Annotated in this window: 18 protein-coding genes and 3 tRNA genes; 3 read left to right on the top strand and 18 right to left on the bottom strand. The window is 48.6% G+C overall.

Translation table 11 applies throughout. The features are described from left to right. Window positions 1-108: 108 nt before the first annotated feature. From H8S54_RS00555 to H8S54_RS00490, 14 genes are all read right to left on the bottom strand, one after another. On the bottom strand, window positions 109-2,205 hold the full coding sequence (locus tag H8S54_RS00555; protein WP_117853471.1) for a polyribonucleotide nucleotidyltransferase: 2,097 nt from the start codon (window positions 2,203-2,205) through the stop codon (window positions 109-111). Window positions 2,206-2,367: 162 nt separating this feature from the next. Continuing rightward, window positions 2,368-2,634, bottom strand: a complete 267-nt coding sequence (rpsO, locus tag H8S54_RS00550; protein WP_117853474.1) for a 30S ribosomal protein S15 — start codon at window positions 2,632-2,634, stop codon at window positions 2,368-2,370. Window positions 2,635-2,838: 204 nt separating this feature from the next. After that, complete coding sequence (locus tag H8S54_RS00545) at window positions 2,839-4,506, bottom strand: Na/Pi cotransporter family protein (protein ID WP_021925748.1); 1,668 nt, start codon at window positions 4,504-4,506, stop codon at window positions 2,839-2,841. Next, window positions 4,506-5,408, bottom strand: a complete 903-nt coding sequence (locus tag H8S54_RS00540; RefSeq protein ID WP_117853476.1) for a bifunctional riboflavin kinase/FAD synthetase — start codon at window positions 5,406-5,408, stop codon at window positions 4,506-4,508. Before H8S54_RS00540 ends, H8S54_RS00545 begins: the two co-directional genes overlap by 1 nt. A gap of 11 nt (window positions 5,409-5,419) precedes the next feature. Beyond that, the gene (gene truB / locus H8S54_RS00535) at window positions 5,420-6,310 is read right to left on the bottom strand and encodes a tRNA pseudouridine(55) synthase TruB (RefSeq protein WP_021925746.1); all 891 of its coding nucleotides are present in this window, start codon (window positions 6,308-6,310) and stop codon (window positions 5,420-5,422) included. Further along, a complete protein-coding gene (locus H8S54_RS00530; RefSeq protein ID WP_021925745.1) occupies window positions 6,310-7,272 on the bottom strand; it encodes a DHH family phosphoesterase in 963 nt (320 codons plus the stop codon). Before H8S54_RS00530 ends, truB begins: the two co-directional genes overlap by 1 nt. A gap of 108 nt (window positions 7,273-7,380) precedes the next feature. After that, window positions 7,381-7,782 carry a 30S ribosome-binding factor RbfA gene (rbfA, locus tag H8S54_RS00525; protein WP_021925744.1) on the bottom strand — a complete coding sequence of 134 codons (402 nt, stop codon included), beginning with the start codon at window positions 7,780-7,782 and terminating at the stop codon, window positions 7,381-7,383. 91 nt (window positions 7,783-7,873) lie between these two features. Further along, window positions 7,874-10,816 carry a translation initiation factor IF-2 gene (gene infB / locus H8S54_RS00520; protein WP_186900684.1) on the bottom strand — a complete coding sequence of 981 codons (2,943 nt, stop codon included), beginning with the start codon at window positions 10,814-10,816 and terminating at the stop codon, window positions 7,874-7,876. 94 nt (window positions 10,817-10,910) lie between these two features. Beyond that, entirely contained in the window at window positions 10,911-11,231 is a 321-nt protein-coding gene (locus H8S54_RS00515; RefSeq protein WP_021926473.1) for a L7Ae/L30e/S12e/Gadd45 family ribosomal protein, read from the bottom strand. Further along, the gene (gene rnpM / locus H8S54_RS00510) at window positions 11,218-11,496 is read right to left on the bottom strand and encodes an RNase P modulator RnpM (protein ID WP_021926472.1); all 279 of its coding nucleotides are present in this window, start codon (window positions 11,494-11,496) and stop codon (window positions 11,218-11,220) included. Before rnpM ends, H8S54_RS00515 begins: the two co-directional genes overlap by 14 nt. Further along, window positions 11,480-12,679, bottom strand: a complete 1,200-nt coding sequence (gene nusA, locus H8S54_RS00505) for a transcription termination factor NusA (protein WP_186900683.1) — start codon at window positions 12,677-12,679, stop codon at window positions 11,480-11,482. The genes rnpM and nusA overlap by 17 nt, the downstream gene beginning before the upstream one ends. Before the next feature lie 71 nt (window positions 12,680-12,750). After that, window positions 12,751-13,215, bottom strand: a complete 465-nt coding sequence (locus H8S54_RS00500; protein WP_186900682.1) for a ribosome maturation factor RimP — start codon at window positions 13,213-13,215, stop codon at window positions 12,751-12,753. Between the two features lie 195 nt (window positions 13,216-13,410). Next, window positions 13,411-15,657: a DNA gyrase/topoisomerase IV subunit A gene (locus H8S54_RS00495; RefSeq protein WP_186900681.1), complete on the bottom strand. Its 2,247-nt coding sequence runs from the start codon at window positions 15,655-15,657 to the stop codon at window positions 13,411-13,413. A 61-nt stretch (window positions 15,658-15,718) separates the two neighbouring features. Continuing rightward, on the bottom strand, window positions 15,719-17,644 hold the full coding sequence (locus H8S54_RS00490; RefSeq protein ID WP_021926468.1) for a DNA gyrase/topoisomerase IV subunit B: 1,926 nt from the start codon (window positions 17,642-17,644) through the stop codon (window positions 15,719-15,721). A gap of 375 nt (window positions 17,645-18,019) precedes the next feature. Between H8S54_RS00490 and H8S54_RS00485 the strand changes: the two genes are divergently transcribed. From H8S54_RS00485 to H8S54_RS00475, 3 genes are all read left to right on the top strand, one after another. Next, a tRNA-Glu gene (locus H8S54_RS00485) sits at window positions 18,020-18,091 on the top strand. A gap of 48 nt (window positions 18,092-18,139) precedes the next feature. Then, window positions 18,140-18,211 (top strand) — tRNA-Glu (locus tag H8S54_RS00480). 49 nt (window positions 18,212-18,260) lie between these two features. After that, window positions 18,261-18,332 (top strand) — tRNA-Glu (locus H8S54_RS00475). A 231-nt stretch (window positions 18,333-18,563) separates the two neighbouring features. On the opposite strand, the gene H8S54_RS00470 is transcribed toward H8S54_RS00475, so the two are convergent. From H8S54_RS00470 to pheA, 4 genes are all read right to left on the bottom strand, one after another. Beyond that, complete coding sequence (locus H8S54_RS00470) at window positions 18,564-20,723, bottom strand: RNA degradosome polyphosphate kinase (protein WP_186900680.1); 2,160 nt, start codon at window positions 20,721-20,723, stop codon at window positions 18,564-18,566. Between the two features lie 11 nt (window positions 20,724-20,734). Next, complete coding sequence (locus H8S54_RS00465) at window positions 20,735-22,270, bottom strand: Ppx/GppA phosphatase family protein (RefSeq protein ID WP_021926466.1); 1,536 nt, start codon at window positions 22,268-22,270, stop codon at window positions 20,735-20,737. A 77-nt stretch (window positions 22,271-22,347) separates the two neighbouring features. Beyond that, window positions 22,348-23,658: an ATP-binding protein gene (locus H8S54_RS00460; protein WP_186900679.1), complete on the bottom strand. Its 1,311-nt coding sequence runs from the start codon at window positions 23,656-23,658 to the stop codon at window positions 22,348-22,350. Between the two features lie 143 nt (window positions 23,659-23,801). Beyond that, window positions 23,802-24,932 (bottom strand): prephenate dehydratase, encoded by a 1,131-nt coding sequence (gene pheA / locus H8S54_RS00455; protein ID WP_117853484.1) that lies wholly within the window; start codon window positions 24,930-24,932, stop codon window positions 23,802-23,804. Window positions 24,933-24,943 lie beyond the last annotated feature (11 nt).

Below are 24,943 nucleotides of genomic sequence, written 5' to 3'. Positions count from 1 at the left end.
CCTCGTATCAGGATGATGCCTACAAGATATAAAGAATGCCGGGCATTTTGTCCGGCATTCTAAAATTATCGCTGCTTAAAATTCTCTCAGCAATGTGAAATCTTATTCTTATTTGGCATCTGCCGGAACATCCTTGATGCTGAAGCTCATTCTTCCCATCTTGTCTTTTCCAAGGCAGATTACAGTCACTTTATCACCAAGTGTGAGAACATCCTCTACACGGTTGATTCTCTCCTTGCAGATCTTGGAAATGTGAACCATTCCCTCTTTGCCAGGTGCAAACTCAACAAATGCACCGAACTCTTTGATGCTTACAACCTGTCCGGTAAGGATCTGTCCCTGCTCGAAGTCAGAAGCGATGATCTCAACCATGCGCTTTGCTTCCTGCATATTCTTATCGTCTACACCGCAGATAGATACAGCACCCTCGTCTGTGATGTCGATCTTCACGCCTGTGCGCTCGATAATGGTGTTGATTGTCTTTCCTCTCTGACCAACCACATCACCGATCTTCTGAGGATCGATCTGGATCTGGATGATCTTCGGAGCAAATTTGCCAACAGAAGTACGAGGTGCAGGAATGCATTTCTCAATAACCTCATTGAGGATATACTCTCTTGCTTCCTTGGTACGTCTGATTGCTTCCTCTACGATCTGTCTTGTAAGACCGTGGATCTTAATATCCATCTGGATTGCAGTGATACCGTCATGAGTTCCGGCTACCTTGAAGTCCATGTCGCCGAAGAAGTCCTCAAGACCCTGGATATCGGTAAGAACGATATAGTCATCATCTGTATCACCTGTAACCAGACCGCAGGAAATACCTGCAACCGGTTTCTTGATCGGTACGCCGGCTGCCTCAAGGGACATAGTGGACGCACAGATACTTGCCTGGGAAGTAGATCCGTTGGACTCAAAAGTCTCGGATACTGTACGAATCGCATATGGGAATTCCTCTACGCTTGGAAGTACCGGAACAAGTGCTCTCTCAGCCAGTGCTCCATGTCCGATCTCACGGCGTCCCGGTCCTCTGGACGGCTTGGTCTCACCTACAGAGTAGGACGGGAAGTTGTAATGATGCATATATCTCTTGGTTGTCTCGAACTCGTCAAGTCCGTCAAGTCTCTGAGCCTCTGCAAGAGGTGCCAGAGTCGTGATGGTGCAGATTTGAGTCTGTCCACGGGTAAACATAGCAGAGCCATGTACTCTCGGGATGATGTCAACCTCTGCAGCCAGAGGACGGATCTGTGTGATGGCACGGCCGTCCGGACGCTTGTGATCCTTGAGGATCATCTTGCGAACGGTCTTTTTCTGATACTGGTAAACCGCCTCGCCAAGAACTGCAAGCCACTCTTCTTTTTCTGCGAAAGCCTCTTTCAGCTTGTCTGTGATCTGTGCGATGTTGTTCTCTCTTGTCTGCTTGTCATCGGAGAATACCGCAACCTCCATCTCTTCCGGAGGAACAATCTCTTTGATGGCGTCAAACAGCTCCTGCGGAACTGCGCAGGACTCATAGCTGTGCTTCTCTTTGCCGCACTCAGCAATGATCTGGTCGAAGAATTTGATGATTTCCTGGTTTACTTCGTGTGCCTTATAGATGGCTTCGATCATCTGATCCTCCGGAACCTCATTGGCACCAGCCTCGATCATGATAACCTTGTCTCTTGTGGAAGCAACGGTCAGCTGAAGGTCAGAAACATCCTTCTGTGCCAGTGTAGGGTTCACAATGAACTCTCCATTAATAAGACCGATCTGTGTAGTTGCGCATGGACCATCAAACGGAATATCGGAAATGCAGGTTGCAAGGGAAGAACCAAGCATAGCCGGGATCTCCGGATTGCACTCCGGATCAACGGACATAACCATGTCTACCAGTGTGACGTCATTTCTGTAATCCTTCGGGAACAGAGGACGCATCGGTCTGTCGATAACACGAGAGGTAAGGATCGCATGCTCGCTTGCCTTTCCCTCTCTCTTATTGAAACCGCCCGGGATCTTTCCTACGGCGTACATTTTCTCTTCATATTCAACGCTTAACGGGAAAAAGTCGATTCCCTCTCTTGGCTCCTTGGAAGCAGTTGCTGTAGCAAGTACGGTGGTATCACCATAATGCATCAGTGCTGCGCCATTGGCCTGTTTCGCAACACGTCCGATATCTACGGTAAGTGTTCTTCCAGCTAATTCCATGGAATAACTTTTGTACATGTCTTCTCTCCTTTTCAATATAAAATCTTCATCTGCCAGAACACAAGTCCGAAACGACTGAAAAACACACTTCAGACCAAATGTCCTTTTCAGAAGTCTCGGAAATTCTGGCTTTACATCTTAAAATGGGGCGGATGGAAATCCGCCCCTTCCGCATACTAATTATTTTCTTAAGCCTAATTTCTCAATCAGTGCACGGTATCTTTCGATGTCTGTTTTCTTTAAGTAAGCTAACAGTCCACGTCTCTGACCTACCATTTTCAGCAGACCACGTCTGGAATGATGATCCTTGTGGTTGTTCTGTAAATGCTCAGTAAGCTCCTGGATTCTTGCAGTAAGAACAGCTACCTGTACCTCTGGTGAACCAGTATCTCCCTCACATCTTGCATACTCTTTCATGATTGCTGCTTTCTTTTCTTTTGAAATCATTTTGATTTCCTCCTTATATTTTAGTGGTCTCCCATGCAGGTATTCCTGCGGGGACGTAATCGCCGCATATTAAGAGACGGTCGGAGTCTCCAACCCCTGAATATGGGCTGTTCTCTTGTATGGTGAACAAAAAAATTCCTGTTCACACCTTGCCTAGTATAGCATACCAAAAAACTTCTGTAAACCACTTTTTCACAAAATTACTCAGAAATCTTTCCAGCGGTCTTCCCGCTTCTCCTTCTGCCGTTCCACATGATCCTCATCCAAAAGGTAAAAGGCAATATTTGTGGCATGGTCTGAGACTCTTTCCAGGCCGGAAATAATATCCGAAAAGATCATTCCCGCCTCTGCCGTGCATTCTCCCCTTGTCAGACGCAGAACATGGGACTCCTGCAGATCCTTTTCCATCTGGTCCACCTGATCCTCCAGATCCAGAATATCCTGCATATGGGTCAGATTGTTATGTGCAAACATATCCAGTGAATAAGTCGTGACCTTAATAACCAGATCCAGCATGGCGGAAAGCTCTGCCCTTGCCTGTGGACTGAACTCAATTTTCTGATTCAGCCTCACTTTTGCCGCATCTGCAACGTTTTCCGCATGGTCTCCGATGCGCTCAATATCATTTACAATATGAAACAGGCCGCCAATGCTTTTGGCATCCTCTGCCGGAAGGGTGGTCTGGTTCACCTTGACCAGATAGCTGGTAATCTCATGGTTGAGAAAATCAATCTGCTTTTCCACCACATAAACTTCCCCGATATCCGCCTCGTCCAGGGTGATCAGGGCATTCATAGCGCGTTCCAGATTGGTAACGGCCAGCTGTCCCATGCGGCTCATCTCCTGAATAGCATCAAACACTGCCGTTGTGGGAGAATAAACGGATTTTTCCCCAATATACTGCAGGCAGAAGCCATCCTGGTTCTTTGTCTCTTCCTTTTTTACAAAGAAGCCGGTAAGCTTTACGATCTGTCTGGTAAAGGGTGCCAGCATCAGCACCTCCACGATCTTGATCAAGGTATGGGCATTTGCCACCTCACGTCCCGGATTGTGTCCGGAAATGGTTTCTATGAAATGAGTGATGGGCTCCAGCCCAATGGAAATCACCACATACATGATGGCAGTGCCGATGATATTAAAAAACAGATGGATCAGAGCTGCCCTCTTGGCATCCCGTTTCCCGCTAAGTCCCGCGATCAAGGCAGACACGCAGGCTCCAATGTTGCAGCCCAGGATAATAAAGAAGCAGATCCGCATATCCAGAAGTCCCTGGTTAGCAAGCAGCAGGATAATTCCCACAGTTGCAGAAGAGCTCTGCAGTACTGCAGTTACTGCCATGCCTGTAACAAGTGCCAGGGAATGGCTGTTCAGGGAACCCATGGCATTTACCACCTGCGGGGATTCCTTCAGAACACTCATGGCAGAGGACATGGAGGTAAGCCCCATGAACAAAATGCCAAAGCCCACCAGCACCTCGCCGGCTCTCTGAACCCTGGTCTTCCTGGAAAACATCAGCATGAAGATTCCTGCCATAATGATCACAGGCGCCAGCTCCGATAAGTTAAAGGCGATCAGCTGGGAGGTAATGGTCGTACCGATGTTGGCTCCCATAATCACGCCCGCAGCCTGATACAGGTTCATAAGCCCCGAGTTGACGAAGCTCACTGCCATAACCGTGGCTGCACTTGAGGACTGGATAATTGCGGTAAAAAAGGTTCCTACCAGGATCCCACGAAGGGGAGTCTTGGTAAAAAATTCCAGAATACTTCGCATTTTGGCTCCTGCGGCCTTTTCCAGGCTGTCGCTCATCAGGCGCATTCCATACAGGAAAAGTCCCAATCCGCCCATTAATCCAAGTATGATTTCTGCCATTAATTATGATCTCCCTCATTAAAATAAGCCCTGCCATCTTCGGCATCTGCCAGAAGTCTGGCTTTTAACGCCTCGAGAGAGGAAAATTTCCTCTCAGGACGCAGGAACTTTTTAAAATCAACACGGCAGTTTTCTCCGTAGAGGTCTTCCTCGCAGTCAAAAAGATAAGTCTCCACACCAACAAAGCTCTCACCTACCGTAGGCTTATAGCCAATGTTGGTGATTCCGTGGTAAACCTTTTCCCCGAAATAGGAGCTTGTCACGTACACGCCGTTTGGCGGCAGGATCTTGCTCTTTGGGGGAACAAGATTGGTGGTGGGAAGAAGGACTTTATGCCCCATCCCACGCCCGTGGACTACCTGGCCCTCCACAAAATAATCCGCTCCCATCAGAGAGCTTACTTTTTCCATATTTCCCTTTTTCAGTTCTTCCCTGATAAAGGTACTGCTGATTTTCCGGCGGCCGTCCATCTCCTTGGAGAGGATTTCCACCTGGAAGCCATATTTGCTTCCAAATTCTTCCAGAAGCTTTGGGGTGCCTTTGCGCTCAAAGCCGAAACGGTTGTCTTCCCCGACTACCACATAGGAAGCCCCCAGATCTCCCATCAAAATCTCTTTTATAAAATTCTCAGCCTTCATATGCCGGATCCTGTCATCCAGCTGACATTCCACCAGCACATCCACGCCAAGCTTTTCAAGAAGGGAAGCCCGCTCCGCACTGGTCAGGATCATGTTGCTGGAAGCATCGATGGCAAACAGGACTGCCTGCTCCCCAAGTGCCTTTCGCTCCTTGATCTTCTCTACCAGCTTGCGGTGCCCGCGGTGGATCCCGTCAAATTTTCCCATTGTTACTGCACAGTTGGCAAGTTTCGGAAACTCACCCTCTATCTTCAGGTATTCCATATATCCTCCTGTCAAAACATCTTTACCGGATAATATTTCTTTTTCCCCTTGTCCCACTGAAAAATACCTGTAAATGTTTTATCACTGGCATACATGCGCACCCAGCCCTCTTTGTGCTGGGGACTTACCAGATTCTCAGACAGCGGATTGCCGTTTAACAAAAGCCTGTCCCCGTAGGAATCCGCATAAACTGCGGGATAATCCGCCAGAACCTGTTCCACCGGATAGATCTGATCCTGGATGGTTCCTTCTTCCATAGCTGCCTGTACCTCTGAAAGGGTGTGGCTCTCTTCCAGGGAAAATCTGCCCACCTTTGTGCGGAGCAGCTCTTCCATGCAGCCGCCGCAGCCAAGCTTCTCCCCCACATCATGGCACAGGGTGCGGATGTAGGTTCCTTTGCTGCAGGTTACCCGGATTTTCACCAGGGGAAGATGGATTTCCAGCGGCTCTATCTCATAAAAGCACACCGGACGTGCCTTTCTCTCTACGGTTTTGCCCTCTCTTGCCAGCTCATAAAGCTTCTTTCCATCCACCTTCAGGGCGGAATACATAGGCGGAACCTGCATCTGCTCCCCTACAAAGCTTCTCAGCACTTCTTTTACTTCTTCCTCTGTGACAGACACCTCCCTTTCCTTCAGGACTGCCCCCGACATGTCCTGGGTGTCTGTGGTGATGCCAAGATGAAGCACAGCCTCATAGGTTTTCTCCTTGTCTGTGAGAAGATCCACCAGCTTGGTTCCCTTGCCCAGCGCCACAGGAAGCACGCCTGTAGCGTCCGGGTCCAGGGTGCCTGTATGGCCGATCTTCTTCATATGGAGGATTCCCCGAAGCTTGGCCACCACGTCGTGAGAGGTAAAGCCTTTTTCTTTATGGATTACAATAATTCCCTGAAATTCTGCCATTACTCATCCTGTCCTAAAAGCTGTTTTTCGATCTGTTCTGAAATATTGTTGATTACATCATACATGGAGCCAGCCAGGTCGCAGCCTGCAGCCCTGATATGGCCGCCGCCGCCAAAGTAGGATGCGATCTTGCTTACATCCACTTTTCCATTGGAACGAAGTGACACCTTGAACAGCTGGCTTGCATGCTCATAGATAAACATTGCCACTTCCACGCCCTTTGTCAGGCGAAGCTGGCTTACGATTCCGTCCAGGTCAGCAGGCTGTACGCCGTAGAACTCCATATCACGCATTTTCATGTAGCCCACAATGCATTTGCCGTCCAGAAGCATAATGCTCTCTGCCAGCACACGTCCCATAACCTGGTTCTGGATATAGCTCTTCTGGTAAAAGGACTGGTCGATAATGTTGGAGAAATCCACACCTTTTGCCATCAGGTCACCTGCAATGCGCATGGTGTCCGGGGATGTGGAAGAATACTGGAACACGCCTGTGTCGTGGATCATTCCCGTATAGATGGCAGTTGCAATGTCCAGGTCGATCTTCTCTTTGTCCAGAAGGCTGTACAGTACCTCACTTGCGGAGCTGATCTCGCCCTTTACATGATTGGTATCTGCAAAGCCCGGATTGCTGATATGATGGTCAATGCAGACTGTCTTTTTCGCATGGGCAAAATGCTCCCTTGCCACAGCCAGACGGTCCAGTGCACTTACGTCGCAGGTTACAAAAAGATCATATTCCTTCTCTTCCCCTGCCTCATATTTCACTTCATCCATGCAGGCAATATGTCCGAATACCGGCTTTGGCTTCTCCAGATAAATGTCTGCGTGAATCTTCGGATACCACTTTTTGATATACAGATAAAGTGCCATGCAGGAACCTACGCAGTCGCCGTCCGGGCGCACATGTCCGCCGATTCCCATAGTCTTCACACCATCCAGGATTTCTTCGATTCTTTCCATTCCTTCACCTCATTATTCTCATCGCGGCGGCCAGCCACTTGACCGCTGGCCGCCGTTTCACGATGCACAAAAATCATGCACACTGTAGTTTCACACTCTTCTGCTGAACTATTCCTCGTTTGCGTCTGCTGCTTCTTCCTCGCCGCTTCTTAAGTGATCATGCTCGATCACATCATCGATCAGCTTGGACATATTTACGCCGTACTCAATGGACTCGTCCAGGATAAAACGGATCTCCGGAGTGTTGCGAAGATTCAGGTTCTTTGCAAGCTGACGGCGGATGTAGCCTTCTGCGCTTTTCAGGCCGCTGATGGTGGATTTCTTGGATTCCTCACTGCCAAGCACGCTGATAAAAGCCTTGCAGGTCTTAAGGTCCGGTGCAACCTCCACAGCCATCACAGATGTCATGGGATGGATGCGCGGGTCCTTGATCTCACCGCGGATGATATTGCTCAGTTCTTTTTGAACCTCTGCATTGATCCTGGTATTTTTGATACTGTTTTTTCTCATGATTGGTCTCTCCTATACAGGTGCGCCCGTAGCATATGAAAAATTGGGAGCAAATACCCATTGCCCCCAATTTTTATTTTTCAAACAGGCTCTAGCGCGGCACCTCAACCATAATATATGCTTCTACTTTGTCTTCTTCTTTTACGTCGTTGAAATCCTGGAATACAAGACCGCACTCATATCCCGCACGAACTTCCTTGACATCATCTTTAAATCTCTTAAGGGAAGCCAGCTCGCCTTCGTAAATCTGGTCCTCTCCTCTGCTGATGCGGACCTTGCAGCCTCTCTGGAAGGTACCGTCAAGCACATAGCTTCCTGCGATGGTTCCGACACCGGAAGCCTTGAACAGCTGACGAACCTCTGCATGGCCGATTACCTTCTCCTCGAATACCGGATCCAGCATACCCTTCATGGCAGCTTCCACATCCTCGATTGCCTGGTAGATAACCTTGTACAGACGAAGGTCTACGCCCTCCTGCTCAGCAAGCTGCTTCGCTGTGGTATCCGGACGTACGTTAAATCCGATGATGATGGCATTTGAGGTAGCAGCAAGGCTGACATCGGACTCATTGATGGCACCAACACCGCCATGGATCACTCTTACTACAACTTCCTCATTGGAAAGCTTCACAAGACTCTGCTTAACAGCCTCTACAGAACCCTGAACATCGGCTTTGACAATGATCGGAAGCTCTTTCAGATCGCTTGCCTGGATCTGGTCAAACAGATTATCCAGGGAAAGCTTGCCTTTGGTTTCCTCAAGAAGACGGTTCTTGTTCTCGGAAACAAATGCTGCTGCAAAGTTCTTTGCTTCTTTATCGTTCTCAAAGGACATGAGAACCTCACCTGCGTTTGGCACATCGCCAAGGCCAAGGATCTCTACCGGAGTAGACGGGCCAGCCTGTTTTACACGGCGTCCCTTATCATCCATCATGGCACGTACTTTACCGCTGCATGCGCCTGCTGCAATAAAATCTCCTACATGAAGGGTACCCTTCTGTACAAGGATGGTGGCAACCGGTCCTTTACCCTTATCCAGCTGAGCCTCAATGACAAGACCTCTTGCTGCACGGTTCGGGTTGGCTTTCAGCTCGGAAACCTCTGCAGTTAACAGGATCATCTCAAGAAGGTCATCGATTCCCTCACCAGTCTTTGCAGATACCGGTACGAACGGGGTAGTTCCGCCCCAGTCTTCCGGAATCAGCTCATACTCGGAAAGCTCCTGTTTTACACGCTCGATGTTTGCGCTTGGCTTATCGATCTTGTTGATGGCAACGATGATCTCTACGCCAGCTGCCTTTGCATGGCTGATCGCCTCTACAGTCTGAGGCATGACACCATCGTCTGCTGCTACTACAAGGACTGCGATATCTGTGGAGTTTGCTCCACGCATACGCATGGCAGTAAATGCCTCATGTCCAGGTGTATCAAGGAAGGTGATCTTCTGGCCGTTGATGTCAACTACATAAGCACCGATGTGCTGTGTGATTCCGCCGGCCTCGCCTCTTGTTACATTTGTCTTACGGATTGCATCCAGAAGGGAGGTTTTACCATGGTCAACATGACCCATAACGCAGACTACAGGCGGTCTGGAAACCATTGTGGACTCATCTTCCTCTTCCTCTTTCAGAAGCTCCTCGATAACGTCTACCTTCTCCTCTTTCTCTGCAATAATATCAAATCCAAGAGCGATCTCCTCTGCCTGCTCGAAATCGATCTCATGGTTTACAGTTACCATCTGGCCTTCCATAAACAACTTCTTCACGATTGCAGATGGCTGCATCTTCATAGCCTCAGCAAGCTCGCGGATGGTAAGCTTCTCCGGAATTGTGATCTCCTTGATCTCTGGCTTCTTCTCTTCCTGCTTTGGCTGCGGAGCTGGCTTCTGAAGGGCTTTCGGAATTCTGGACATCTGATTTCTTCCGCCCTGGTTCGGTCTGTGTCCGCCGCCTGAGGTCTTATCAAAATCTTTCTTCTTGTTCTTATTCTCTCTGTCGCGCTCACGCTTGCTGTCCTTGGATGTCTTGGTCAGCTCCGGTGTGAAGATGGCATCGGATCCTCCGCTTCTTCTTGCGCCGCCGGAACGCTGGCCGCCCTGGTGGTTCTGTCCGCCGAAGCGTCCCTCACTGCGTCCTTCGTCCTTGCCTCCGAAACGTCCCTGGCCGCCCTGTGGTCTTCCCTGGCCAAATCTGCCTCCATTTCCATTACGGTTGTCACGATTATCTCCCTGACGGAAATTACGTCCGTTTCCATCACCCTGACGCGGGCCTCTGTTCTGGGAATCGCCCTGTCTTGCAGGTCTTCCCTGGCCGTCACCGTTTCTGTTTCCGCGGAACTGTCCCTGGCCGCCCTGGGATCTTCCCTGACCGAATCTGCCGCCGTTTCCGCCTCGGTTGTCACGGTTGTTGTCGCGGTTCTCTCCCTGACGGAAACCTCGTCCGCCCTGCTGGCCGTTTCTGTTATCAGAATTCTGGCCGCCCTGGCGTGATCCATTCTCATTTCTGTTCTGCTGGCCTGCCGGTTTTGCAGATGCTTCATTCTGCGCTTTGGCCGGCTGTGCATTCTGAGTCTTTGCAGGCTGCTCTGCCTTTGGTGCGCTTGCCTGTGCTGCAGCTTTTGGAGCCTCAGTCTTAGCTGGTGCACTCTGGGCCTTTACAGGCTGCTCTGCCTTTGGTGCGCTTGTCTGTGCCACTGGCTTTGCAGGTGCTTCAGCTTTGGCTGGTGTGCCTGCCTGTGCTGCAGGACGGGCGCCCTGTGGACGGGCCTTCTTCTCTCCTGCCGGTTTCTTTCTGTTCTTTCCGCCGTCACTTGCATTCTGTGCATGGTATACGCGGATAATATTCTTTTTCTTCTTCGGTGCCTCTGCACCGTCGCCTTCTTTCTTTACTGATACTTTCTGCTCTTCTGTCTTAGGAGTCTCCAATGTTATTCCTTTCTCCTTTCCCGTATCTATCTCTTTTTTAGGTCTGTTTTTCTTATCTACTCGTTTTAATGGTCTTTCGTCCTGTGCAGACATGCTCCTTTTGATGGTCATCTGCCATGCCTCCCTTTCACCAGAATCCAAACTATTCACCAGGAACTCTTAAAAGCATTCCCGGGAATACTTTTTCCTCTTTGGTGTCAGGTTTTCAGCACTCTCTGCCTTCTTTTCCCAGAACTTTCATGATAGCCTGTGCAAAATTGGCATCCTGCACGGCAAGGCTGGCACGAAATTCTTTGCCCATGGCATGGCCAAGGGCCTCTTTGTCAGAAAGGATGTATAAAGGCACTTCGTAGTAGGTACACATATTCCGGAACTTCTTCTTTGTATTCTCGGAAGAATCCCCTGCTACAATGGCCAGGTATCCTTTGCCTGTCTTCACGGATTTCTCGGTGGAAAATTCTCCGCTGACGGTTTTTCCCGCCTTCGTTGCCAGTCCGATCAGGGATAATGCTTTATTGTTCTCCAATACTATCAAACTCCTTCTCAAGGCTTTCATAAACCTCTTCCGGAATAGACGCCTTCAAAGAACGCTCCAGTCCGTGGTTCTTTCTTGCTTTTTCCAGGCATTCCCGGGAAAAGCAGATGTAGGCTCCCCGACCGTTTTTCTTGCCTGTAACATCCAGAACGATCTCATCCTCAGCGGTTTTTAATACCCTGATCATTTCTTTTTTATTTTTCATTTCTCTGCAGCCAGTACACTGGCGCATGGGAATCTTATTCTTCGTCTTCATTCTCTGCTGCGTCCTCAGTTACCTCAGACTCATCCTGGGCAGGAGCTTCTGCCTCCTCATCTGCAGCTGCTTCTTCGGAGGCTTCCTCGTACTCATCCTCATCGTAGTACTCGTCATCTTCCTCATCATAATCATAGAAGTCGCCGGATTCTCTTGCCTGAGTCTCACTCTTGATATCAATCTTAAAGCCTGTCAGGCGGGCTGCAAGGCGGGCATTCTGTCCTTCCTTGCCGATTGCAAGGGAAAGCTGGTAATCCGGTACTACAACCAGTGCAGTCTTCTCATCCGGATCCGCCATAACAGCGATTACCTTCGCCGGGCTTAATGCGTTCTCAATGAGAATGGCCGGGTTCTCATCCCAGTTGATGATGTCGATCTTCTCGCCGCGAAGCTCGTTTACGATGGCGCTGACACGGGCTCCGTTTACACCAACGCATGCTCCAACCGGATCTACGTCAGGATCGTTGCTCCATACAGCAAGCTTGGTACGGGATCCAGCCTCACGTGCAATGCTCTTGATCTCAACAGTTCCGTCCTTTACCTCTGCTACTTCGGATTCAAAAAGACGTTTTACAAGGCCCGGATGTGTTCTGGATACCAGGATGCGCGGTCCTTTCGGGGTATCCTTCACTTCCAGAATGTACACTTTGATTCTCTCAGTAGGCTTGAAGGTCTCACCCTTTACCTGCTCGTTCTCACCAAGGATAGCGTCTGCTTTTCCAAGGTTTACGCTCACATTGTGTCCAACCACACGCTGCACGATACCGGTTACAACCTCTTTCTCATTGCCGTGGTACTGGTCAAAGAGAACCTTGCGCTCTTCCTCGCGGATCTTCTGAAGGATAACGTTCTTCGCATTCTGTGTGGCGATACGGCCGAATTTGTCAGAATGGATCGGAACCTTAATAATGTCGCCGATCTCAGCATTGGTGTTCTGCTTCTGTGCTTCCGCCAGGGAAATCTCTTCTGCAGGATCGTCTACAAACTCCACAACGGTACGGTCTGCAAATACGCTGAAATCACCGGTCTCTCTGTTGATGGTTACGTGTACATTGTCAGCTTTTCCAAAATGATTCTTGTATGCCTGGATCAGGGACTGCTCAATGGCATCCAGCAGAGTTTCCTTGCTGATGTTTTTGTCGCGTTCCAGTTCATCCAGAGCACCCATTAACTCCTTGTTCATTTTTCTTATTTCCTCCTTTTTGCTTTCCAGTTTAATCGCTCATCAGACTGCCGCAAAAGCGACAGGTCCTTTTAGAAATCAATTGCCAGACGTACCAGTGCAATGTCCTTCTTGTCAAAGGTGCGGGGAGTTCCTTCCTCGTCGATGGTCACACTGTTATTATCATATGCTGTTAGTTCACCGCAAAATTCTTTTTGCTTTTCGATTGGCCGGTAGGTTCTGATTTCTACCAGTTTGCCAATGCTTCTGGCAAAATCCTTTTCTTTCTTCAGCGGTCTGTCAAGTCCCGGAGAGCTGATCTCCATAATGTAGCTGTCTTCGATGAAATCATCCTCGTCCAGCTTGTCGCTGAAAGCTCTGCTTACTGTCTCGCAGTCATTCACTGTGATTCCGCCGGGTTTGTCAATGTAGCCTCGCAGGTACCAGGTTCCTGCTTCCTTCACATATTCTACATCGACCAACTCGAATCCGTTGCTCTCAACGATGGGTGCCAGCATTGCTTCTGCTTTCTGTTCGTACTCTTCTTTTCTGCTCATTTTTCCCACCTGCCTTTCCATGTCAGTGGCTGTAGCCCGCAGCAAACATTACTGTTCACTCCTGACCAGTAACGCTTTTCGTGCCGCACAGCGATCCTTATCAGCAAAAGGAGTGGGCTCACGCCCACTCCTCTGTCAACAAGTTCTGATTTTCTTCATTCTAACACCTTTATATCCAAATTGCAAGGGCTATTTTCAAATTCTGGGTTTTGTGCCCTTGGTGTCACGCTTGGCAAGCTTTACCTTATTCAGAGAGTAAGGCTTGTCGTGATAGGTGATGGTGTATTCCTGGCGGGGCTCGATGAGGTAAGCGTGCTCCAGCACATCCCCTTCTGCAAGCTTCATGCCTCTTACACCCACGGAGGTTTTCTTCATTGCAGATACATCGTTTTTCAGAATGCGAAGGAAATAGCCGCCCTGGCTCTGGAAAACGATCTGCTCCATCTCATCTGCAGGTCCTACAAAGATCAGCGCATCCTCTTCCCCAAGCTTTGTGGAAGCAATGGTTCTCTTGGAAACATCAAACTCGCTTCCAGCCACAAGCTTGCACATGGAAGTCTTTGTGACAAACAGAAGGCTGGAAAGCTTCACCTGTCCCACAGGGACCACATAAAGGATCTGCTCCTGGGTGCTGTCATAGTTGCTCAGATTATCAACCGGAGTTCCCTTATCCCGGAAGCGTACCAGCGGAATATCCACAACCTTAATGGAATGCATCCGACCCATATCTGTGAAAATACAGATCTTATCTGTATTCATGCAGGTAAATACGAATTTGTTCTCTGCATGGGCTGCCTCTTTGTTGCGCTCATAGGCATTCCTGTCAATAACACGCATATAGCCGAAGCGGTCCATAAGGAAGCAGACTTCTGTCTCTTCCATTTTCTTCTCTTCGTATACAGCTTCCTCTGCGTTCTCAATAACGGTGCGTCTCTTTGTGCCGTACTCTTTTTTGATTCCATCCAGTTCCTCGATGATCACATTGCTCATGGAATCATAGTTGTTCAGAATATCTTCATAAGAAGCAATGTTCTTCATGGTCTGATCATACTCCGCCTGAAGCGCTTCAATCTCCAGTCCGATAAGACGGTACAGACGCATCTCCAGAATGGCAGTTGCCTGGTTCTCTGTAAATTTCAGATTCTTCGCAGCCTTCTCGCTTGCCTTGGACTTGAATTTGATTCCCTCTGTGATGCCCTCCACCAGACATTTCTTTACCTGCTCCCGGTTCTTGCTTCCACGAAGGATTTCGATGATCAGGTCGATCACATCGCAGGCCTTGATCAGACCTTCCTGAATCTCTTTTTTCTCCAGTTCTTTCCCAAGAAGGGTTTTGTATTTTCGGGTGGTTACCTCAAACACAAAATCCACATGATGCTCGATGATCTGCTTCAGGCTTAATGTCTCCGGCCGGCCGTTTGCAACAGCCAGCATGTTTACCCCGAAGGTATCCTCAAGTCTGGTTTTCTTGTAGAGCATGTTGGTAAGGTTCTCTACATCTGCGTCCCTTTTCAGTTCCAGCACAATGCGGATTCCCTCTTTGGAGGACTGGTTGGAAATATCCACAATATCTGTAGTTTTCTTAGTCTCCACAAGGGATGCCACATCATTTAAGAATTTTCCAATGTTGGCTCCGATCATGGTATAAGGGATCTCGGTGATCACCAGCTGCTGGCGGCCGCCCTTTAATTTCTCCACTTCTACTTTTCCGCGAAGACGGAGCTTGCCGGAACCGGTCTCGTAAATATTCAGAAGGTCGTCCTTATTGACCACAAGGCCTCCTGTTGGGAAATCCGGTCCCTTCAGATAACGCATCAGGCCTTTGACGCTGATGTCATTATTCTTGATGTAAGCTTTCACCGCATCCACAACCTCTCCCAGATTGTGAGGGGGAATGCTGGTTGCCATACCAACTGCAATGCCGTCTGCTCCGTTTACCAGAAGATTGGGAACCTTTACCGGAAGCACCACAGGCTCCTTCTCTGTCTCATCGAAGTTTGGCATAAAGTCTACCACGTTTTTGTCCAGATCAGCCAAAAAAACCTCCTGGGTCAGCTTCTCCAGCCTTGCTTCTGTATATCGCATGGCAGCGGCACCGTCGCCTTCAATAGAGCCGAAGTTTCCGTGGCCGTCTACCAGGATCTTGCCTTTCTTAAAATCCTGGGCCATCACCACCAGTGCCTCGTAAATAGAGCTGTCGCCGTGTGGATGATATTTACCCATGGTATCTCCCACAATACGGGCGCATTTACGGTAGGGTCGGTCATAACGGATTCCAAGCTCATACATATCATACAGGGTTCTTCTCTGTACCGGCTTCAGGCCGTCCCGCACATCCGGAAGTGCCCTGGAAATGATAACGCTCATGGCATAATCAATATAGGATTTCTGCATCACGTCCGCATAGTCCGTGGCAATTACATTTTCCTGTTTTGTTTCCATCGCTTATATTCCTCTCTGATGCAGCCTGCAGGCATTTTGGGCCTCCCAGGCGTGCGCTTCTTTATATATCCAGTTCTGCGTCTGTGGCATGCTCATAAATAAATGCTTTTCGCGGCGGTACATCGCTTCCCATAAGAATCTCTGTAACGCTGGATGCCATACGGGCATCCTCAATTTCCACACGCTTCATTCTTCTGGTCTCTGGGTTCAGTGTGGTCTCCCAGAGCTGCTGGGCATCCATCTCTCCAAGACCTTTGTATCTCTGAAGGGTAAAGCTTCCCGGCTTGTGGCTGCGGCGGTATTTTTCCAGCGCCTTGTCATCGTACAGGTACTCCTCCGCGCCCTTCTTTGGCATAACCTTGTAAAGAGGCGGCATAGCAATATAGACATGTCCCTCATAGATCAGCTCCGGCATAAACCGGTAGAACAAAGTCAGAAGAAGGGTGGAAATATGGGCACCGTCCACGTCCGCATCTGCCATGATCACGATCTTGTCATAGCGAAGCTTGGTGATATCAAAGTCATTTCCGTATCCTTCGGAAAATCCGCATCCAAAGGCATTGATCATGGTCTTGATCTCCGCATTGGCCAGCACCTTGTCAATGGTTGCCTTCTCAACATTCAGGATTTTTCCCCTAATGGGAAGGATGGCCTGGTAGTTACGGTCTCTGGCTGTTTTGGCGGAGCCGCCTGCGGAATCTCCCTCTACAATGAAAATCTCGCAAAGGGAAGGATCCTTTTTCTCACAGTTGGCCAGCTTGCCGTTGGAGTCGAAAGAATATTTCTGCTTGGTGAGAAGATTGGTCTTGGCACGCTCCTCTGTTTTGCGGATCTTGGCAGCCTTCTCTGCGCAGGACAAAATGGTCTTAAGGGTTTCCAGATTACGGTCGAAATAAAGCACCAGCTGCTCTGACATCACTTTTCCTGTTGCACGGGCAGCGTCCTGGTTGTCAAGCTTGGTCTTGGTCTGTCCCTCAAAGCGGGGTTCCGGGTGCTTGATGGAAACTACGGCAGTCATCCCGTTACGGATATCCGCACCTGTAAAGTTGGCATCTTTTTCCTTCAGGACGCCGATCTCACGGGCGTAACTGTTCATAACGGTGGTAAAGGTTGTCTTAAATCCAGTAAGATGGGTGCCGCCCTCTGCATTGTAAATATTGTTGCAAAAGCCCAGTACATTCTCACGGAATTCATTGGTGTACTGAAATGCAGCTTCCACCTGGATTCCGTCCGCTTCCCCTTTCAGGTACACTGGCTCGTGAAGAGCTTCTGAATTATGGTTCAGATCTTTAATATAGCCTACGATTCCATCCGGCTCATGATAAGTAATGTCCTCCGGCGTGTCCCCGCGAAGATCCATAAAATGGATGGTCAGCTCCGGGTTCAGGTAAGCAGTCTCATGAAGACGGCTCTTTACCTCTGTGGAGGAAAATCTTGTTTTCTCAAAAATCTCCGGGTCCGGAAGGAAATTGACGCAGGTTCCGGTCTGTCTGGTTCTGGAAAGCTTGGGGAGAAGTCCCTCCTCCAGCTCGATGGTCGGAACGCCTCTCTCATAGTGGTCGTGATGCACATAGCCGTCACGGCTGATCTTAATGTCAAGATAGGTAGACAGGGCGTTTACAACAGAAGATCCAACGCCGTGAAGACCGCCGCTTGTCTTGTATGCAGAATTGTCGAATTTGCCTCCAGCGTGAAGCGTGGTAAATACAAGACGCTCTGCGGATACGCCTTTTGCATGCATATCAACAGGGATTCCTCGTCCGTTATCCTTTACGGTACAGGAGCCGTCCTTCTCCAGGGTTACTTCTATATTGGAGCAGTAACCAGCCAGATGCTCATCTACCGCATTGTCCACAATCTCATAAATCAGATGGTTCAGACCCTTCCGGGATACACTTCCGATGTACATTCCCGGACGTTTCCGGACAGCCTCCAGTCCTTCCAGGACGGAAATACTCCCCGCGTCGTAAGTGTCTTTCTTTGCCATGGTGTTATTTCCTTTCTTTGCTTTGACAGCATAGATTTCAAATTAGGGACAAAAGACCTTTGGCCCCTGATATCATCATCATTTCAATGGTTATGAAAAGCGGACACAACTGTCCGCTTCTTCTGGTCTTATCTTATGTTCAAACATTCGTTCTATATAATACCCCACTTTATGGTAATTTTGCAAGCAGAAAATTTTCCAGGCCGCCCACAGTGCTTTTTTGTCTTTTGAAAGAAATTTTTGAAAAATTTTTGTGCCCGGAAACCCGCATGTTTCCCGGGTTTTTTCGTAGTTTTTGAAAAAATTTAAAAAAATTTGAAAAAAGTACTTGCATTCTTCCGGAAAGTAGGCTATACTATGCAAGTCGGTTGACAAGGCCAGTTGGTCAAGGGGTTAAGACGTCGCCCTCTCACGGCGAAAACACGAGTTCGATTCTCGTACTGGCTGCTTTATTTTCCGACAAATTGATACAGATGTTAAGCAAACCGCTTACATGGCCAGTTGGTCAAGGGGTTAAGACGTCGCCCTCTCACGGCGAAAACACGAGTTCGATTCTCGTACTGGCTGCTCCATTTTCCTACAAATTGAATACAGATGTTAAGCAAACTGCTTACATGGCCAGTTGGTCAAGGGGTTAAGACGTCGCCCTCTCACGGCGAAAACACGAGTTCGATTCTCGTACTGGCTGCTAGGAACTTCCGAAGTGATTCGGAAGTTTTTTTGTTGTATAAAAAGATATGCGGACGCCGTACTTACGCTCCATCAGACAGTTTCTTGCTCTGCGAATATTTTCCTAGAAACAAAACAAGGGAACAACCGTCATTAGAGCGTGTTTGAAAAATCATCCCCGCACTTCACCGTTGCTCCCTGTTTCACATTCTTAGCTGCCGCTCATTTTTTCGCGGCAGCCACCTATTTTTTACTCCTCAATATCCTCTGCAGGCTCTGCCGGAATAAACACTCTGGAGTTCTCATGCTTCTCCTTTTTCTTCAGGGCACGTGCTTTTTCTGTGGCCTCCCTGCAAAATTCCATCTGGGAATTGATCTGCACCTTTCCGCGTCTGTCTGTCTTCTCATAAGTTCCATCTGGCTGCAGAATATGAGCCTTCACATTATCCCTGAACTCCAGATCCAGAACATGCTTGATCTCGTCCTTGATCCGCTCGTCCTCAACCGGGAAAACAATCTCCACACGACGGTCCAGGTTACGGGGCATCCAGTCTGCACTTCCCATGTAAATCTCATCACTCTCGCCGTTTTTGAAGTAGAAAATACGGCTGTGTTCCAGGAAATTTCCTACAATGGAGCGCACGTGAATGTTCTCGCTGACTCCTGGAATTCCCACTCGCAGACAGCAGATTCCACGGATCAGAAGATAGATCTGCACGCCGCAGGAGGATGCATGATACAGTGCCTCAATGATCTTGGGATCGCAAAGAGAGTTCATCTTGGCCACGATCAGGGCAGGCATTCCCTTTTTGGCATGCTCCGCTTCCCTCTCGATCATTTTCAGGAAACGGTCCTTCATCCAGATCGGCGCCACGATCAGACGGTTCCAGCTCTTCGGCTCAGAATATCCGGAAAGCATGTTGAATACAGCAGTTGCGTCTTCCCCGAACCGCTCATCGCAGGTGAAAATACCGCAGTCTGTATACAGCTTGGCTGTAGAATCATTGTAGTTACCGGTTGCAAGATGCACATAACGGCGGATTCCCGTATCCTCACGGCGCACCACCAGAGTGATCTTGCTGTGGGTCTTCAGTCCAACCAGACCGTAAATAACGTGGCAGCCTGCTTTTTCCAGCATTTTCGCCCACACAATGTTGTGCTCCTCGTCAAAACGGGCCTTCAGTTCCACCAGAACGGAAACCTGCTTGCCGTTCTCTGCTGCCTGTGCGAGAGCCGCAATAATCGGAGAATTGCCGCTGACACGGTACAGAGTCTGCTTGATGGCCAGAACATCCGGATCCTTGGCAGCCTGGCGCACGAAATTTACAACCGGGTCAAAGCTCATATATGGATGGTGAAGGAACACATCTCCCTCTCGGATCACCTGGAAAATGTCCTTGCCGGCATCCGCAAATGCAGGAACTACAGCAGGGGTATATTTCGGCTCTTTATACTGGTCGAAGCCATCCTGGCCGTACACCTTCATCAGCATAGTCAGATCCAGCGGCCCGTTGATGTAGAAAATATCCTCTTCCTTAATGTCAAATTCCTTTTTCAGAATGCCAAGAAGTCTGGAATCGATCTTATCCTCCACTTCCAGGCGGATCACCTCGCCCCACTGGCGCTTTTTCAGCTGCTTCTGGATCTCCACCAGAAGATCCTCAGCTCCGTCCTCGTCAATGGAAAGGTCTGCATTTCTCATAATACGGTAAGGATGTGCGCAGACCACATCATAACCAAGGAAAAGCTTGTCAATGTTCCGCTCGATGATCTCCTCCAGAAGGATCACGGTAGTATCCCCTTTCTTTGCAGAAGGAATCACAATCACACGGGGCAGCACAGAAGGCACCTGAACAGTGGCAAACACCAGAACCTCCTTGCCTTTTTTCTTATCTTTTTTGGAAATCAGGGCTCCAATATTCAGAGTCTTATTTCGGATCAGCGGAAACGGTCTGGAAGAATCCATTGCCATAGGGGTAAGCACCGGATACACATTATCCTCAAAATAACGGTCCACATACGCCTGCTGCTCCTCATTCAGCTTCTCATGCTCCATCACAAGGTGAAGCCCTACCTTCTCAAGAGCAGGCAGAAGGGAACGGTTCAGGGTGCTGTACTGGGAACGCACCAGCTCATGGGTCTGTGCGCTGATCTCCTTTAACTGCTCCTTCGGGCTCATGCCTGCAATGTCTGTTTTGACGTAGCCTGCATGCACCTGATCCTTCAAAGACGCTACACGGACCATATAAAACTCATCCAGATTGGAAGACACAATACTGGTGAATTTCAGCCTTTCAAACAAAGGCAGGCTTTTATCTCTTGCTTCTGAGAGAACACGGTCGTCAAACTTCAGCCAGCTTAACTCCCTGTTCACAAAATATTCCGGTTTTTCAAAATTTTTCAGATCCATGGTGCCCCTCCTCACACTTTTCTCTTCCGCCTGAATACCAGGCGGATACCAAATACTTCTTCAAAAAATTCAACTTTATCCATCAGAAGTCCAAGCTCAAGGGAAATATCCTGCTCAGAATCAACCGTAAGAAGCAGTGTTCTGTCCTTCAGCACAGCTTTCATATTCTTGACCTTCTGGTAATGGCTGCGGTCCATGGCATTGGCAATGCGAAGGATGGCAGTCAGCTTGGCGATCAGCAGGTAAACAGAGCGGTCCATTCCGATCTCCCCTGCAATCTCCTGGTAGTAAACAAATTCCGTTGTGTTGTAGCGCACTGCATTTGCAATGATCTGCCGCTCCTCTGTGGATAGTCCGATGATTTCTGTTGCCATAATGATCCGATAGGAGCACTCCGCCACATCTCCCATGCTGATGTATTTTCCGCAGTCATGAAGCTGTACGGCAATCTGCAGAAGCAGCCGCTCCCGGTCGCCCATTCCATGTACCTTCTTCATGCTGTCAAAAATAGCCAGCGCCAGTTCTGTAGTTCCTTTGATATGATCTTTTCCGGTGGAATAGCGCTTTGCAATGTTATGCGCTGCCACCAGAATATCATTTTCAAAATTGTGCACACTCTTGATGAAATTCTTCTTTTCCCCAAAATCATAGGCGATTCCGTCCAGAAGGGAAACACCGGGCATCCAAAGGGCTTCTGCATTGAACAGGTCAATAAAGTCCTTGCAGATGACCATGGTAGGCACGATCAGAGCCGCATATTCCGGATCAATGTCCATCTCCTCCGCCAGTGCCTCCTCAGTTTTGTAAACCGTCTTTTCATAGCGGTTTAAAAACTCCGCCTTTGTGATAATGTTGTCCTGCCGTTCCTCTTTGAAAAGAGTCTCGGTAAGGAAATCTCCCATCAGAATCACGTTCTTAATGTCCCGGTCCTTCAGGTAAAGCCGCTTGAATCCGGTCAGGTCGTTGCGGATAAATTCTTCCACTAGCTGTGCGTAGTTGGTGTTGGTTTTCTCCAGCTCCTTCAGTCTCTGGCGGATACGCACGCTTCCCATTTTCAGGCTCTGGGTAGTCACAAGGGCATCCTTGTCAAACAGGGAAATCTGCAGGTTTCCTCCGCCTACATCCAGGATGGCAGTTCCTTTCTGGATCATTTTCTTGAAGCCGTTTTCGATGGCTGCAATAGATTTGTAGCCAAGGAAATGCTGTTCCGCATTGCTTAAAACCTCTACGTGGATTCCGGTTCTTCTGTAGATCTGCTCGATGATGATGATGGGATTTTTCATTTCCCGGAAAACGCTGGTGGTGCAGGCGCGGTATTCTTTTACCCCGTACTCCGCCATGATCCGCTTAAAATCTCCTAACACTTCGCAGATGGTATCTACCTTGTCTACTTCCATGGTTCCGCCAGAATATACTCCCACGCCAAGATTCAGGCGGTACCGGATATCGTCAACGGTCCGGAACCCGCCCTTCCTGGAAAACTCAAAAATCTTCATACTGATCTCGTATGAACTGATATCAATTGCCGCAAATGTGGTTACTGCCATACCTTATTTCCTCCTGCAAGGGTTATTTCTTGGCTGCCGGTCACGACTCCCCCGCCAGCCTTTGTCTGACATATGGATTACTGTTCTTCGCTGGTACCAAGTATATGATCGATAAACTGCTGTGCGGTTCTTCCCGTCAGGCCGCCATGGGAAAGTTCCCAGGCATTGGCTTTCATAAGAAGCTCCTCTGTCGGCATCGTGACTCCGTAACGCTCTGCCAAAGTCGTAACAATGTTCTGGAATTCCTTCTTGTTTGGCGCCCCGAAATAGATGCGCACGCCAAAGCGGTAAACCAGGGAAAGCTTCTCCTGTACGGTATCGGAGGAATGCAGATCTTCATCATCTGCTACCTCAAACTTGTCTCCGGATTTCTCGCGCACAAGATGACGCCGGTTGCTGGTTGCATAGATCAGAATGTTGTCCGGCTTTTTCTCCAGGCCACCCTCGATCACAGCCTTCAGATATTTATATTCGATTTCAAATTCCTCAAAGGAAAGATCATCCATGTAAAGAATAAATTTGTAGTTGCGGTTCTTGATCTGGGCGATCACATCATTCAGATCCTGGAACTGATGCTTATACACCTCGATAATACGAAGTCCCTCGTCATAGTAGCGGTTCAGAATTCCCTTAATACTGGATGATTTACCGGTTCCCGCATCGCCGAAAAGCAGACAGTTGTTGGCTTTTCTTCCTCTTACAAAGGCTTCTGTATTCTCGATCAGCTTCTGCTTGGGAATCTCGTAGCCAACCAGATCGTCCAGGTTCACATGCGCGATTCTGGTAATAGGCGCGATCACCGACTTCCCGTCTTTGCCATGCTCAATGCGGAATGCCTTGTTAAGGCCCAGCTTTCCAACCCCGAAATCCTTATAAAACTGCACCATATCTGCCATAAATTCTTCCACAGTGGAAGCCTCTGCCAGACGTTTACTCGTGTCACAGATGCGGTCGCAGATTCTCTGGTTATACACCTTACTGTTGCATCCTGTATTCACATAATTGCAGAGAAAATCGGTGCAGTCTGTTCCAAAAGCTTTGTCAAAAACAGCAAGATCATAATCGTAAAGTTCCTTGAAAATCTCAAAGTCATGCATAGCCAGATGGTTGATGCTGCCCTTCACCGCGCCTCTGATCTCAGAAGCGGTGCTGAATGCGTTTTCGTGGTTTACCAGAAGCTGTGTCAGGTAATTGTGCCACAGATTCCCGGAAAATCCGTACATTCCAGCCATCTCCACCAGGCTTCCTGCCATATGGAAAAATTCTTCCTTCCGGTTTTCAAAGCCTTCTTCTTTTGCCTCATAGCTGTTCATCAGTGATGTCATTGTGTCCAGTATCTCACCGTTTTCAAAATCACGGTAAAGGATACATTCCTGTGTTCTTGCCATTTTTGTTTCCTCTCAATTTCATGGTGCAGATACGGCTCGATCTGTCACTTCAAAAAGAGCCTTCCTCTGCAGCCGTTTTTCTATTTTACTTTTGTTATATTAAAAACAGATAAAATCTTCTTAAATTCTCTGTATCTTTTTCCCTAATAATTTCCAAGAATCTTCAAATAACTTGTCTCTGCTTCCATTCCCCGCAGTGCGTTTTTCACAGCACTGTCCCGAAGATTTCCCTCGAAATCCACGAAGAACCGGTATTCCCAGGTTTTGCCGGGGATGGGGCGGGACTCGATCTTGGTCATGTTCAGCCCGTTGTAGATCATGTGGGAAAGCACATTATAAAGGGTTCCGCTTTCATGGCGTGCCTCAAAGCAGACGCTGATCTTGGAGCTGTTGTTCTCGTACACAGGCTTTTTCGCCAGGATAATAAATCTGGTTACGTTGCTGTCATTTTTGCAGATGTTCTCTGCCAGTACCTTCAGATTATAAAATTCTCCCGCATCCCTGCTTGCAATGGCTGCGTGGGTTCTGTCTTTTTCTTCGCTGACCTTCTTCGCCGCAGCAGCGGTGTTGCTCACAGCCGTCTGTTTCCAGCTTCTGTGCTCCTCCAGATATTCCTTGCACTGTGCCAGTCCCTGAGGATGAGAGTAAACGCAGGAAATATCAGAAAGCTCAGCTTCCGGCAGTCCAAGAAGTACATGTTCTACCTTCAGTACCTGCTCCCCAACGATAAACAGGTTATATTCGGTTAAAAGATCATAAATATCTGCCACAATTCCAGCAGTGGAGTTCTCAATGGGAAGAACCGCGTAATCTGCCCTTCCGGCTGCCACCTCTTCCATTGCATCCCGGAACAGCTTCACGTGATAGCTCTTAATATCTTCCTCAAAATAAGCCCGCATAGCACCATAACTGTAAGCCCCCTCTACCCCCTGGAAAACCACGGTCACATTGTTTCTGGGAAGCTCCTCTACCATTTGAAAATCTTCCTCTTCCTTAGGACCATGCTCAGTAAGAAGCTGGTACTGACGCTTCCGGCTGATGGCCATGATCTGCTGAAAAAGCTCCTGAGCGCCAAGCTCATTGAACTCTCCGTGGGCTTTTTTCCGAATTTCTTCTAATTTGGCATGCTCTCTTTCCGGATCCAGCACTTTCTTTCCTGTGTGGATTTTGTACTCTGCCACTTCCTCGCAGACCTTCATCCGCTTCTCAAAAAGCTCTACCATCTGGTTGTCGATCTCATCTATTTTCCGTCTGCATTCCTGCAAATCTGTCATGTTGTGTCCTC

It is taken from the genome of Blautia segnis (assembly GCF_014287535.1).
Lineage (GTDB): Bacteria > Bacillota > Clostridia > Lachnospirales > Lachnospiraceae > Blautia_A > Blautia_A acetigignens.
The sequence above is the reverse complement of the archived record's forward strand: the minus strand, read 5'-3'. Positions and strand labels throughout refer to the sequence as shown.